This window comes from Providencia sp. PROV141, from assembly GCF_028481645.1.
GTDB classification, from domain to species: Bacteria; Pseudomonadota; Gammaproteobacteria; order Enterobacterales; family Enterobacteriaceae; genus Providencia; species Providencia rettgeri.
In genome coordinates this window covers 129,092-142,497 of record NZ_JAMPPR010000006.1, presented here as the reverse complement: position 1 = coordinate 142,497, position 13,406 = coordinate 129,092, and the positions used below count along the sequence as shown (strand labels likewise).

Annotated in this window: 12 protein-coding genes; 8 read left to right on the top strand and 4 right to left on the bottom strand. The window is 44.2% G+C overall.

What is annotated here, in order from left to right; translation table 11 throughout:
* Nucleotides 1-34 precede the first annotated feature (34 nt).
* The 5 genes from PSF09_RS04805 to PSF09_RS04785 are packed head-to-tail and all read left to right on the top strand — an operon-like array spanning nt 35 to nt 5,463.
* Complete coding sequence (locus PSF09_RS04805; protein ID WP_272664438.1) at nt 35-982, top strand: ABC transporter permease; 948 nt, start codon at nt 35-37, stop codon at nt 980-982.
* Nucleotides 979-2,793 (top strand): dipeptide/oligopeptide/nickel ABC transporter permease/ATP-binding protein, encoded by a 1,815-nt coding sequence (locus PSF09_RS04800; protein ID WP_272683553.1) that lies wholly within the window; start codon nt 979-981, stop codon nt 2,791-2,793. Before PSF09_RS04805 ends, PSF09_RS04800 begins: the two co-directional genes overlap by 4 nt.
* Entirely contained in the window at nt 2,793-3,596 is an 804-nt protein-coding gene (locus PSF09_RS04795) for an ABC transporter ATP-binding protein (RefSeq protein ID WP_210838139.1), read from the top strand. Before PSF09_RS04800 ends, PSF09_RS04795 begins: the two co-directional genes overlap by 1 nt.
* A gap of 30 nt (nt 3,597-3,626) precedes the next feature.
* Nucleotides 3,627-4,397 (top strand): FadR/GntR family transcriptional regulator, encoded by a 771-nt coding sequence (locus PSF09_RS04790; RefSeq protein ID WP_272664436.1) that lies wholly within the window; start codon nt 3,627-3,629, stop codon nt 4,395-4,397.
* 4 nt (nt 4,398-4,401) lie between these two features.
* A complete protein-coding gene (locus PSF09_RS04785; RefSeq protein WP_272664435.1) occupies nt 4,402-5,463 on the top strand; it encodes an osmoprotectant NAGGN system M42 family peptidase in 1,062 nt (353 codons plus the stop codon).
* 69 nt (nt 5,464-5,532) lie between these two features.
* Here the strand turns inward: PSF09_RS04785 and dsdA are convergent, their stop codons facing one another.
* Both dsdA and dsdX read right to left on the bottom strand, forming a co-directional pair.
* On the bottom strand, nt 5,533-6,867 hold the full coding sequence (dsdA, locus tag PSF09_RS04780) for a D-serine ammonia-lyase (protein ID WP_272683552.1): 1,335 nt from the start codon (nt 6,865-6,867) through the stop codon (nt 5,533-5,535).
* A gap of 12 nt (nt 6,868-6,879) precedes the next feature.
* Entirely contained in the window at nt 6,880-8,217 is a 1,338-nt protein-coding gene (gene dsdX, locus PSF09_RS04775; protein WP_210838130.1) for a D-serine transporter DsdX, read from the bottom strand.
* Nucleotides 8,218-8,433: 216 nt separating this feature from the next.
* Here dsdX and dsdC point away from each other — a divergent pair, with 216 nt between their 5' ends.
* The 3 genes from dsdC (at nt 8,434) to PSF09_RS04760 (ending at nt 11,082) form a co-directional block, all read left to right on the top strand.
* The gene (gene dsdC, locus PSF09_RS04770; protein WP_272683551.1) at nt 8,434-9,405 is read left to right on the top strand and encodes a DNA-binding transcriptional regulator DsdC; all 972 of its coding nucleotides are present in this window, start codon (nt 8,434-8,436) and stop codon (nt 9,403-9,405) included.
* A 43-nt stretch (nt 9,406-9,448) separates the two neighbouring features.
* On the top strand, nt 9,449-10,489 hold the full coding sequence (locus PSF09_RS04765; RefSeq protein WP_210838126.1) for a LacI family DNA-binding transcriptional regulator: 1,041 nt from the start codon (nt 9,449-9,451) through the stop codon (nt 10,487-10,489).
* A gap of 125 nt (nt 10,490-10,614) precedes the next feature.
* Complete coding sequence (locus PSF09_RS04760; protein ID WP_272664432.1) at nt 10,615-11,082, top strand: hypothetical protein; 468 nt, start codon at nt 10,615-10,617, stop codon at nt 11,080-11,082.
* A gap of 51 nt (nt 11,083-11,133) precedes the next feature.
* Here PSF09_RS04760 and ghrB read toward each other — a convergent pair whose 3' ends face one another.
* Both ghrB and PSF09_RS04750 read right to left on the bottom strand, forming a co-directional pair.
* A complete protein-coding gene (gene ghrB, locus PSF09_RS04755) occupies nt 11,134-12,108 on the bottom strand; it encodes a glyoxylate/hydroxypyruvate reductase GhrB (protein WP_210838122.1) in 975 nt (324 codons plus the stop codon).
* Between the two features lie 10 nt (nt 12,109-12,118).
* A complete protein-coding gene (locus PSF09_RS04750) occupies nt 12,119-13,399 on the bottom strand; it encodes an MFS transporter (protein ID WP_272683550.1) in 1,281 nt (426 codons plus the stop codon).
* Nucleotides 13,400-13,406: the final 7 nt, after the last annotated feature.

Here is a 13,406-nt window from a genome sequence, read left to right as displayed (position 1 = left end):
TTTAATTAATTATTTGATTTTATGGGGAAAAACTATGTGGTTATACTGTTTGAAACGCATTTTAGCGACCATACCCATACTGATTGGTTTGACGTTAATTGTCTTTTTTATCATGGCAATGATCCCTGGAGACCCAGCTCAAGCATTGCTTGGCCCTTGGGCGACTCCTGAAAATGTGGCTAGAGTAAAAACAGAGCTTGGGTTGGATAAGCCGTTATATCAGCAATATTTTATTTGGATGAATAATTTGATATCGGGTGATTTTGGCCGCTCATTTGTCCTTAACCGACCTGTTGTTGATGAGGTTTTAGAGCGATTTTCTGCCACATTAATTTTGGGTGGAAGTGCATTGTTACTCAGCTCAATTTTAGGGCTATTAGCCGGGGTTCTTTCCGCCATTCGTCAATTTAGTTGGAGTGACCGATTTATTACACTCGCCGTTTTATTGGGTATCTCAATGCCATCTTTTTGGATTGGTTTACTGATGATTATGTTTTTTTCTGTTCAATTACAATGGTTTCCGGCATCTGGAATGTACGATATTTGGCAAGGCGGTGGCCTGAGCGATTTATTGCATCACCTTGTTTTACCTGCTGTGACGCTTTCATTGGTTGCGACAGGGGTGATAGCGCGTTTGACGCGTACAGCAATGTTAGAAGTACTGCGACTTGATTTTATTCGTACAGCAAGGGCAAAAGGCTTAAGTGAGCGCAAAGTGATTTTTCGCCATGCATTTCGTATGGCATTGGTTTCCGTCATTCCCGTCATTGGTATCCAAGCGGGCTTTGTTTTTGGTGGTGCGGTGTACATTGAAACCGTTTTTCAGTGGCCGGGACTCGGCGCCATGCTAGTGAAGGCAGTGGCAACCCGTGACTTATTTTTAGTCCAAGGGGGCGTATTGATTGCAGCCGCGTCCTATGTCTTTATCAATTTACTTGCGGATGTTGCGCAAGCCATATTAGACCCGAGGTTGAAATCATGAGCCAGTCTATGACCCCTGTTATTCAGCATCGTCATCGCCAGTCGATCGGCTCGTTACTGCTAGCGAACCGCCTAGCAACTTTGGGGCTATTTACTTTATCTATCATTATGCTCTTGGCATTTTTAGCGTCTTGGCTCCCTCTTGCTAATCCTGATGAAACTGATTTAGTTAATCGTCTACTTCCCGCTTTTTCGTCTGGTCATTTATTAGGTACTGACCATTTAGGGCGAGATATTTTATCTCGATTGCTGTGGGGAACGAGAGTGTCTCTATTGGTCGGTATTTCAGCAACTCTAATCGCTGCAATATTCGGCACCCTGATAGGCTTGGTGGCTGGGTATGTCGGCCATCGCACTGATACATTATTGATGCGTTGTATTGATATGCTAATGGCATTTCCATACATTCTATTGGCATTAGCCATTGTCGCGGTACTTGGGCCTGGGTTGCTCAATGCGTTATATGCGATCGCATTAGTGAATATTCCCTTTTTTGCTAGGAACATTCGTGGGTTAACGGTCGGTTTGCGCGATAGGGATTTTATTCAAGCAGCTAGGTTGTCAGGTAAAAACCATTTACAAGTCCTATTAACGGAAGTGTTACCGAATGTCTTGCCAATCATTGTGGTTACCATGTCAACGACCATCGGTTGGATGATTTTAGAGACGGCAGGCTTGTCATTTTTAGGGCTAGGTACTCAGCCACCTAATGCAGACTTAGGTTCAATGTTAGGGCAAGGGCGCGCACAGATGTTTGTCGCTCCTCATGTGGCATTGGTACCCGGTATTATGATCTTTCTTATTGTGATTAGTTTTAACCTGCTAGGGGATGGCGTGCGTGACATTCTTGATCCTCGGTTAAAATCAGGAGCCTTACAGCGATCACAACCAATGACGCAGACCGATAGAGTTAATATTCCTGCGAAAACGGGAGATGAACAAGTAGTATTAGAAGTCAAAGACTTGTCGGTCGCTTTTCGCCAAGGAAATCAATTACGTCCAACTGTAAAAGGGATCAGTTTTACTGTTGGGGCGGGGGAGTGTCTAGGGTTAATTGGGGAGAGCGGCTCGGGTAAGAGTGTTACCGCTTTATCTGTGATGGGGCTGCTTGCATCACCTCCTGCATTGATTACGGCGGGGGGGATTTATGTGGAACACGAAGAAATGTTGTCATTGCCGTTATCTGTTATGCAGCGCCGTCGCGGTGCGAAGGTGTCATATATTTTCCAAGACCCACTGACGACACTCCATCCCCAGTTTACTATCGGTGTGCAATTGCGTGAGGCCATCACCGCTCACCAATCTTTGTCACTCTATGAGGCGAAAAATAAAGCCATTGAATTGTTGGATAGCGTTGGGATCCCAGATGCGCAAGAACGTTTCGATGCCTATCCTCATGAGCTTTCGGGCGGACAGCGCCAGCGGGTAGGGATCGCAATGGCGCTGGCTAATGACCCCGTGTTGATTATTGCTGATGAGCCAACTACCGCATTAGATGTCACAGTACAAGCGCGAATTTTAGAATTACTTGACCAGCTACGCCGTGAGCGCGGGGTTGCGCTCTTATTTATTACCCATGATTTCGCGGTTATTAACCAAATTTGCGACCGTGTTGCAGTGATGCAACAAGGTGAGATAGTCGAAACCGGTGATACGCAAACGGTATTACGGCAGCCTCAGCATCCTTATACACAACGTCTGATTGCCAGTGTACCTAAGTTAGGGGAAGGACGTGGGTTTTTAAAACAAGTGCAACAACTCTATGGTCATCAGCCCGATGGCAATGATTTGACATCGACACAGGAGGTTTAATGAAAAAAGTGATTGAGGTTAATCAGCTGGTGAAAACCTTCGGGCAGCCAAGAAGCTTATTTCACCCTCGAGGGCGCCAAGTTCATGCATTGAAAAATATTTCATTATCACTTTACGAAGGTGAAACTCTGGCGGTGGTTGGGGAGAGTGGCTCAGGGAAAAGCACTTTAGCGCGTATTTTAGTTGGCTTGGAGCGAGAGACCTCGGGAGATATTACTGTCTTAGGGCAAACTCGTGCCGAGTGGCAGCAGCAAGGTGCGCGTGCGTTTGGGCAAGCCATTCAGTATGTTTTTCAAGACCCTGTTGCATCTTTGAACCCGCGAAAAACCATTGGAGAGACTTTGTCTGTTCCGTTGAAATATTTAAAACACATGAACTCATCACAAAGAGCGGCTCGGCTGGCGGAATTACTTGAGGCCGTCAATATGCCAATCGATGCTTTAGCCTGTTATCCCCATGAATTCTCAGGCGGGCAGGCTCAGAGGCTAGCCATTGCGAGAGCTTTAGCCGCAGATGCAAGAATATTAGTACTGGATGAGCCGGTTAGTGCGTTGGATGTTTCGGTACAAGCGCAAGTTTTGTTGCTATTAGAACAACTCAAACAACAGTTTTCGTTATCCTATTTATTTATTAGCCACGATTTAGCGGTAGTGGAATCAATCGCAGATAGAGTCGCCGTACTCTATTTAGGAGATTTGTTAGAATGTCGAGATACCCGCAGCTTATTTGCCGCACCGGAGCATGAATATACGCGAAATTTATTGGCTAGTGCCCCTCGTATTCGTGTTGATTCAGTCGCTTAGAAACTTATTTAAACCAGTTGAGAACCTAACATGAGCAACAATAAGCCGACGACGATAGAACCAGTACGTATTAAGCGGACTGATGAAATCGTCAATGCAATAAAAGAAACTATCATGGCCGATAACCTCATACCCGGTGACCGTTTGCCACAAGAAAAAGAACTTATTGAACATTATAACGCCAGCAAAAGTACTGTGCGAGAAGCACTGAAATCACTGGAAGTTCAAGGGTTAATTAAAACAAAAACCGGGCCGGGTGGTGGTGCGTTTATTGATTCTATGACTGAATCGCGAGCAATGAGTTTGTTATCGAATTATTTGTTTACGCGGGATATATCAATCAAAGATATTTATACGTTACGTAAATTACTAGAACCGGTGGTTGCAGTTAGTGCAATTGACAACATTGATAATGACGGTATCCAGAAGCTGTACGATACCATCGCTATTTATGACCATGAGCCCGCAGATGAAAATGAGCGCTGGCAGCAACGGATGGCAGAGCTGGATTTTCATGCGGTGGTTGCCAGCTATTCCGATAACGTTTTATTAGTGTTTATTTGCCACTTTTTACAGCGTTTACTCAAAGATTTAGCGGTTTGTAAGGACATTTATTTAAAACCTGAGCCCGTCGACAGACGCCAAGGTATTGAATACCAATATCAATTAATCGAGGCTTTACGCCGTAAAGACGCCGAGAAGGTTCAATCGGTGATGGAAACACATATGGCCTACGCGGAACAAGCCATGTTAGCGCTACAAGCCACATTGCAAGAACGTTTTTTAAGTGAAGATAGGTAACGTAATGATAGATAAAGCATATCTGACCTCTGTATTAAAAACATTGTTATGTACGCCTAGCCCGGTTGGGATGACTGAACAAGCTGTTGCGCAGACACATCAATGGTTGACTGAGTTGGGGTTCGCACCGAAATATACACGCCGCGGAGTGCTATATATCACGCTTGGCTCTGAAGAACCTAAACGTGCATTAGCCGCACACCTTGATACGCTTGGGGCGATGGTGACACAACTCAAACCAAATGGGCGCTTGGCACTGCGTAATACAGGCACATGGGCAGCACGCTTTGCGGAAGGTGCAAGGGTGACAGTATTTAGCGACAATCACCAATATCGTGGCACTATTTTGCCATTAAAAGCGTCTGGGCATCGCTTTAATACTGAAGTTGATACTCAAATTGCGGATTGGGATAATTTAGAAATTCGCCTTGATGCTCCCTGTTATAACTTCGCTGATTTACAATCCCATGGCTTAAATGTCGGTGATATTGTTGCGGTTGATGCGCAACCCGAATTCATTGATAACGGCTTTATTGTATCGCGTCATTTGGATGATAAAGCTGGATGTGCGGTGATGTTAGCCGCATTAAAATCACTGGTGGATGATGGCGTTGTGCCTGCGGTGCCTTGCCAGATGATGTTCACGATTTCAGAAGAAGTTGGAATTGGCGGCACACACGGTTTTGGTTCGCAAGTTCAAGAATTGTTAGCGATTGATAACTCAGTTTCTGCTCCAGATCAAACCACACGAGATGACGCACTGACCTTAGCCTTTCGTGACAGAACCGGCCCGTTTGATTTGGCAATTACACGGCATTTACTGCAATTATGCCAGCAGTATGATATTCCTCACGTCCGCGATACTTTTAAACATTATCGTTCGGATAGTGCTGCGGCAATTGATGCAGGATGGGATATTCGTGCGGCTTTAGCGTGTTTCGCACTAGACAGCTCCCACGGTTGGGAAAGGACTCATTTGGACTCATTAGTGGCGCTCGCAACCTTAGTGAGACGCTATATTGAAAGTGATTTAGTGCCATTACCGGGGCAATTATTACAAAGCTAATAATGTGTAGTTGATACTAAAAAGCCCTCTTCTCATTGAACGTGAAGAGGGCGTTGAATACGTTAATTGTTAACTTAGGTTAGCTTGTGATAAATATTTTTGCATCTCATCCACAGGCACCATACCACCACCCGTTGCCCATACAAGATGTGTTGCGTTGGCCAGTTTCATCGGCGTGAGGGATTTGGATTGCAAATAACCTGTGTTTTGCATGACATGTACGCAACCAGTCATACCCGCCAAGGCTGACGGCTCTAATTTAATAGACTCGGTCTGGTTGAGTAAACCTAACAGGTTATACATTTCGCTATCGTCAATGGTGTAATAACCATCAATAAGCCGCTCCATTGCACGCCCCACAAAACCGGATGCACGGCCAACTGCCAGCCCGTCTGCGGCGGTGATATTATCAATACCAATTTCTTGGACTGACACACCATCATGTAGGCCAGTATGAACTCCTAACAGCATACAAGGCGAGTGAGTGGGCTCGGCAAATAGGCAATGGACGGCATCACCAAAGGCCAGTTTCAACCCGAAAGCGACACCACCGGGGCCACCACCGACACCACAAGGTAAATAGACAAATAGCGGGTGGTCGTTATCCACAGTAATCCCTTGCTCTAAAAATTGTTTTTTTAGACGAAGGCCTGCGACAGCATAGCCGAGAAACAGGGTGGTTGAGTTTTCATCATCAATAAAAAAGCAGTTAGGATCTTTTTCGGCTTCTTTACGGCCTTGTTCAACTGCGATGCTGTAATCTTGCTCATATTCCACTACATTCACACCATGTGAACGTAATTTGTCTTTTTTCCACAGTCTGGCATCAGCAGACATATGCACGCTGACGCTAAAGCCGAGTTTAGCACTCATAATGCCGATGGACATACCAAGGTTACCGGTTGAACCAACGGCAATACGGTATTGGCTAAAGAATTGGCGAAATTGTTCAGAGAATAAAATTTCGTAATTATCATCTGTCGATAAAATACCGGCGGCTAAGGCAAGTTTTTCCGCATGAGTGAGTACTTCATAGATCCCCCCTCGGGCTTTAATTGACCCCGAAATTGGCAGGTGACTATCTTTTTTCAGTAACATTTTTCCTGTGATTGGCCTTTGATAACGTTTTTCCAGTGCGGCTTGCATGTTTGGAATATCGATAACGTCAGATTCGATAATTCCTTGTGTTGCTTGAGTTTCTGGAAACGCTTTCATCAAATAAGGCGCAAAACGGTGTAGGCGCGCTTCTGCATCTTGCACATCTTCAATGGTTAGCCCGACATAAGGCAAACCCGCTTGTGTCGTCGTGACATTTGGGTTGAACCACGCAATTTGCTTTAAATCGATTAAGTCCTGAACTAAAGGGTAGTCAGCAATTAACTTATCAACATTTATCTGAGTCATAATTACTCTCTTTTAAATCACAAATGAAAGTGCAAAAGTCCCTGCCAGCGCGACGAAAGACGCAATCAACGTGGCGACACTGTAAAAACGGAACGTTTCGGCTAAAGTGGCATTACAGTACTGTTTGACCAACCAGAACAGCGAGTCAGTCACGATGGTGCAACCAATTGCGCCGGAACCAATGGCTAATGTCATGATTTCTGGGCTAATGTGCGGGTACATTGGCATTAGCGGAGCCACAATTGCGGTTGCGCCCATCATCGCAACAGTGGCAGAACCGACCGCGGCATGCAGGATGATTGCCACTAGCCAGGCCAGTAAGATTGGGTGCATATCAATACCCGATAGCACCATCGCTAAGGAATCACTCAGTCCACTGCCTTTTAAGATACCGTTAAATGCCCCACCCGCACCGATAATCAATAAAATATTAGCGATTGAGCTAAAACTCTCTTCGGTTTTGCTGAGCAATACGCTCATTCCCATATTACGTCGGATCCCTAACATGTAATAAGCGACAAAAGCGGCAATAAACATAGCGGTTATTGGGTTACCAATAAACTGTAAAAAGGTAAATAACTGGCTATCTTTGCTCATGTTCAAATCAGCAGCTGTTTTGATCAACATGAGAATAATTGGCAGTAAAACGGTAAATAATGTGGCACCGAGAGAAGGCAAATCTTTCTCTTCTCGTACTTCGAGGTCAGAGAAGGCTTCTGGTACCGTTTTAAACGGTAAGCGGTCACCTAAGAACTTGAGGAACAGTGGTCCACCCACTAATGACGCGACTAAGCCTACTGCGAGCCCTGCCACAATCACCGTACCAATGTCAGCACCTAATTCATTTGTGACAAAGAGAGCCGCAGGGTGTGGTGGTACGATACAGTGTACAGCCATCAGTGCGGTACATAATGGGATAGCCAGTTTTAATAACGAGGTATTGGTTTTTTTCGCAATGGAAAAAGCTAATGGGATTAGCAGGACAACGCCCACTTCAACAAACAGCGTAATACCGCAGATTAAGCCAATTAGTACCATGGTAACGTCAGGCGTTAACCAACGGCTCTTTTGTAATGTCACCCCAATGCGCTCTGCCGCACCGGAGATTTCCATCATTTTACCGAGTATAGTCCCCAAACCGATAATAGCGGCTAAAAACCCAAGTGTACCCCCAATGCCATTTTCGATGGCGCTGACCATCTCTAATGGGTTCATTTGCATGGAGATACCGACAAAGAAGCTGGCGAGTAAAAGTGCTAAAAAGGGATGAAACTTAAATTTAATAATTGAAACGATGATTAGTAAAATACTGATAACTAAAGTACCAATCATCCACATTGTAGAGTCCATATCCTACCCCTGATCATCTTGTTGTTGTTCTTCTATTGGATAATAAATATTCAGAGGTGACAAACGATGAAACATGCAGTTTAGATGAACTAAATTAACTCAAGGCTGTGATATTAGTCATATAAATAGGAGATTAGTGTCTTTGGGTCATCTAAATTCATCTTAAAATGGGTATTGTAGAGATTATTAGGCATCATAGTTTTTATTGGGGGCATTGTGTCGGTAAAATTCAATCAATTTGAGCAATCTGGATTTATTCAATGGAATAAACGGCTATCAAGTTATCAACTATCGCGCTTGCATACCTTTGAAGCGGCTGCACGGCATTGTTCTTTTGCCTTAGCGGCACAGGAACTTTCGTTAACCCCCAGTGCAGTTAGTCACCGAATTAACACGTTAGAAGGGGAATTAGGGTTTAAATTATTTGAGCGTTTTCATCGGCGCATTGAGTTAACCTCAGACGGGGAGCGAATTTACTGGGCACTACGTAAAAATTTGGATGATATTAATCAAGAAATCATTGATATCAAAAACCAAGAAATTTCGGGTGAACTGACGGTGTATTCACGGCCCTCCATTGCCCAGTGCTGGTTAATCCCCAAAATTGCAGATTTTGCTAATCAATACCCCTCAATTCAGTTGAATCTGTTAACGGGAAACGATGATGTTAATTTTTGTGGCTATGGTATTGATATTGCTATTTATTATGATGATATAACAAGATCTAATCTGTATTGTGAGGACTTGATGACTGAATCCATTGTGCCTGTTTGTAGCCCGCAATACGCGCAGCAATATGATTTACTCAATAATATTCATCAACTAAAAAATGGCACTTTATTGCATGACCGTCAGGCATGGAGTAGCAACTCCGACTATGATGAGTGGAAAGCGTGGAGTGAGCATTACCAGTTGGCACTGTTTCCACATCGTCGCAACCTGTGTTTTGATCGTTCCGATTTAGCGATTGTTGCCGCAATGAACCATGCTGGTGTGGCAATGGGGCGTAAACAATTGGTTGAAAAACGGCTGAAGCGGCAAGAACTAGTGATGCCATTTGGCGATATTTCGCTGAAGTGCCAACAACGCTATTATTTTGCCATGTTGAATGAAAAACGAAACCCAAAGGCAGATATATTTATTCAATGGCTAAAACAGCAAGTTAACGCAATACCGCAAGTAAAATGACACTTATTCGAGTAAGATAACCACTTGGTGATGTTTTTAGAGAATGGAAAAACCGAAAGCTATGGCCCCGAAAACGCAAAAAGTTGCCACGATCAAAGATGTCGCTGCCAAAGCTCAGGCAGGGAAAACCAGTATCTCACGTTATTTGAATGGTGAATTTCATTTGCTTTCAGATAATTTGCGTCAACGTATTGAAAGCGCTATTCGTGAATTAAATTATCGGCCAAACCAAATGGCGCGTAGCTTGAAACATGGGCGGACAGGCCTGATTGGCTTGATTATTGCCGATATCAGTAATCCATTCTCTGTTGAAGTGCTAAAAGGGGTGGAAGCCGAGTCAATCAAACAAGGTTTTATGACCGTCGTGTGCAATGCGGATAATAGCATTGAGCGTGAATGCCAATTTATTCAACTGCTCAAAGGTTACCGCGTGGATGGGCTAATCATAAATTCAGCGGGTGTTAACGAACAATTCATTGACGTGCTGAAAGAAACTACTCTGCCATTTGTCTTATTAGATAGAAAAATCGACAATTTTCCCAGCGACATGGTTGGGTTAGATAACCCCGCTTCCGCACAAATGGCCTTTAATCATCTTGTTGAGCAAGGGTTCGAAGCGATTTGCTTCGTCACTGAGCCTGTTGTGTATAACAGTGCACGCCAAGAGCGCTTACAGACATTTCAAGCGTTATCACAGAATCATCAACATATTCAAAGCGAATTTCATGAAGTCACCTTGCCAGATCCGGCAAAATTAGAGGCTATCGTTGCTGACTTTTGTATCGCACATCGTGGTATGCGCAAAGTGATTGTCGCCGCCAATGGTGTCCTGACCTTGCAGCTGGCGTATGTTATGAATAAACAAGGGCTACGTTGGGGGACAGATATTGGCTTTTTAAGCTTCGATAACCTCGAATGGGCTGCATTAGCTGGGCAAGGGGTGACTTCGGTGTCTCAACCAACAGCTGAAATGGGGCACAAGGCGGTAGAGTGTTTGCTCGAAAAACTGGAAAACCCCGATAAACCCCCGCTGCAATACTTATTTAATGGGGAATTGCTGATCCGTAAATCGACGACATTGTAGCCTTTGGACACTAAATCGTTCGGCTCTTAAAATTTGGTTACCATTTCCCAATTTAGCTTAAGGCTTATTACATGTATACTGGTAGGTAGATTAAGTTATAACCATTTTGAGAGCATAGGGAACATATGAGAAAGATAGGGATATTATTGCTAGCTAGCCTTGTTTTAGCGGGTTGTAGTACTAGAAGTCAGGTCAAAGAATATACCTGCCAAGTTGACCAAAGCTATAATCACATCACGATAGAGCGTAATGGTAAGTTTTTCTTCCCCACTGGTGCCAGTAAAGTTCAAATCTTTTTCAATAATAATCAAATTAATGTTGTTGATTTTGTTGGCTATGAGTATATGAGTTATCCGCTAGTGAAAAGCACAGAGCAGCGACGTGTTGAGAAAATAAAAGATTTTAATGTCGTGATCAATAAAGGTGATTTTTATTCTGATGTCAATGGCATGTTGGAGATTTACTCACCCAGTCAAAAAACCGTCGGATTATATTATTTAGCACCATCAACCAGTAAACTGAATTCTATCCAATTTCTGACCGAGTGTGAACGAAGCAGTGTTGCTCGTCCGGGACACGCCCATGAGCATTGATGTTTAAAGAGCCAAAGAGCCCTAATAAATTAGGGCGTTCTAGGTATTTATCTATTTCGCTATTTCAGGGTTAACACAATTTTGGCTTAGGTCACCCTTTAAGGCAGCGATTAGGTTATCAACGGCACACTCGACCATGGCGTAACGGGTTTCATGGGTAGCAGAACCGATATGCGGCAGAGCAACCACATTAGGTAGCGTGAGTAGCTTAGAGTTACAGGGAAGAGGTTCAACTTCAAACACATCTAAACCCGCCCCCCGAATTGTGCCTCTTTCTAATGCGTCGATCAGCGCGGCTTCATCGACGATCCGGCCTCTTGAACCGTTGATCAAAAATGCACTGGGTTTCATTTTTGCTAACTCATTTTTACCGATCAGCTTTTCGGTTGACGCTGATAATGGCAGCACGACACAGACAAAATCAGACTCCGCAAGTAGCGTATCGAGGTCACAACGGCGTGCGTTGAGCTGGTTTTCTGCATCGGGATGGGTATGGTTATTGTAATAGAGAACTGGCATCCCGAAGCCTAAATGAGCGCGTTTGGCAACGGCATAGCCAATACGCCCCATACCTAAAATGCCGATAGTTTTACCATTCACATTACTGCCATATGCGTTTTCACCAATACTTTGAGTCCATTGACCGTTTTTCACCATCTCAGCCATTTCGATAATGCGGCGCGCGCTACAAAGCACTAAAGTGAAAATGGTATCTGCGGTGGTTTCCGTTAATACATTTGGAGTATGCATCAATGCAACCTTTCTGGCATTCATCGCATCAATATCAAATTGGTCGACACCAACGGAAATGGTCGATGCCACTTTCAAATTGGGTGCATTGGCAATGTCATCTGCGGTGATAGGATAGCTGGCCCCGATAATGCCGTCAGCGCTGGATAACGCTTGTTTAAAGTTAGCAAGATTCTCAGGTGTAATGCTGTCAAATGCAGTGACATTAAAGTGCTGCTGTAGCCGCTCAAGTTGATCCGCGGGAATGGATTTATATAAAATAATGTTCTGTTTCATAGTATCCCTTTTAAGCATGTTTCGTGATGACTGCATCACTATTTTGTTCTTGGCTTGGTTTGACAATTAAGGTAAAGAAAACCGAGGCTAATAGTGCGAGTCCCATAAACATATACGAAGCACTTGGGCTACCGGTCGCCCCATTTAAATAGCCAACAAACCATGAACCAAAGAATGAACCTAATGCGCCCATACTATTGATTAATGCCATTGCACCACCTGCAACGTTCTTTGGCAACATTTCAGGAATGATAGCGAAGAAGGGCCCGTACGGAGCGTACATTGCTGCGCCTGCAATCACCAATAAGGTATAAGAGAACCAGAAATTCGTGCTACCGAGCAGGTATGAGCCGAGGAAACAGACCGCCCCAAGCAAAAGCATTGGCCAAACGAATAGTTTACGGTTATGCATACGGTCAGATGCCCATGACACGAGGATCATGGCTAAGGTTGCAGCAAGGTAAGGAACGGCAGAAAGCCAGCCTGTTTCTACCATTCCAAGGTTGGATGCTCCACGAATAATCGATGGCAACCACAGTACAAAGCCATACACCCCAATGCTCCAACAAAAATATTGAGCGCATAGTAAAATCACATTACGAGACTTAAAGGCTTCGCGGTAATTGCGAACAGGCTTGATATTTTTTTGTTCGTCACTAAGAATTTTATCTAATGTCTCTTTTTCAGTCTGGCTGAGCCAATTCACTTGACTGGGTTTATCACGTGCAGTTCTCCACCAGAAAAAAGCCCACAAAATCGCAGGAACCCCTTCAATGATAAACATTTCCCGCCAACCGAATGCCTGAATGAGGTAACCGGATAGCACAGACATCCACAGCACCGTAACTGGGTTACCTAAAATTAAAAAGGTGTTAGCGCGTGACCGTTCTGACTGAGTAAACCAGTTACTGATGTAGATAAGCATCGCAGGCATGACTGCGGCCTCGACGACTCCTAAGCTAAAGCGAATAATCACCAACATCGGAATATTGCTGACCATCCCGGTTAAGCTAGCAAAAATTCCCCAGAGAAAAATACAGGCAAAAATCAGTTTGCGGACACTGCGCTTTTCCGCGTAAATAGCGCCTGGTATTTGGAAAAAGAAATAGCCAAGGAAAAATAGTGAGCCGAGTAGCGACGACATTCCTTTGGTAATGCCTAAGTCGGCATTGATACCTGCGGCGGCGGCAAAGCTGTAGTTTGCTCTATCCAAATAGGCAAGGCTGTAGGTGATAAACACGATTGGCATGATGCGCCACCAACGTGACATTGCTGGAGTATTCATTGTCATAATCGAT

Coding starts and splice junctions, on each gene's coding strand:
- PSF09_RS04805 (WP_272664438.1), top strand. CDS start 35: ATGTGGTTATACTGTTTGAAACGCATTTTAGCGACCATACCCATACTG.
- PSF09_RS04800 (WP_272683553.1), top strand. CDS start 979: ATGAGCCAGTCTATGACCCCTGTTATTCAGCATCGTCATCGCCAGTCG.
- PSF09_RS04795 (WP_210838139.1), top strand. CDS start 2,793: ATGAAAAAAGTGATTGAGGTTAATCAGCTGGTGAAAACCTTCGGGCAG.
- PSF09_RS04790 (WP_272664436.1), top strand. CDS start 3,627: ATGAGCAACAATAAGCCGACGACGATAGAACCAGTACGTATTAAGCGG.
- PSF09_RS04785 (WP_272664435.1), top strand. CDS start 4,402: ATGATAGATAAAGCATATCTGACCTCTGTATTAAAAACATTGTTATGT.
- dsdA (WP_272683552.1), bottom strand. CDS start 6,867: ATGACTCAGATAAATGTTGATAAGTTAATTGCTGACTACCCTTTAGTT.
- dsdX (WP_210838130.1), bottom strand. CDS start 8,217: ATGGACTCTACAATGTGGATGATTGGTACTTTAGTTATCAGTATTTTA.
- PSF09_RS04765 (WP_210838126.1), top strand. CDS start 9,449: ATGGAAAAACCGAAAGCTATGGCCCCGAAAACGCAAAAAGTTGCCACG.
- PSF09_RS04760 (WP_272664432.1), top strand. CDS start 10,615: ATGAGAAAGATAGGGATATTATTGCTAGCTAGCCTTGTTTTAGCGGGT.
- ghrB (WP_210838122.1), bottom strand. CDS start 12,108: ATGAAACAGAACATTATTTTATATAAATCCATTCCCGCGGATCAACTT.
- PSF09_RS04750 (WP_272683550.1), bottom strand. CDS start 13,399: ATGACAATGAATACTCCAGCAATGTCACGTTGGTGGCGCATCATGCCA.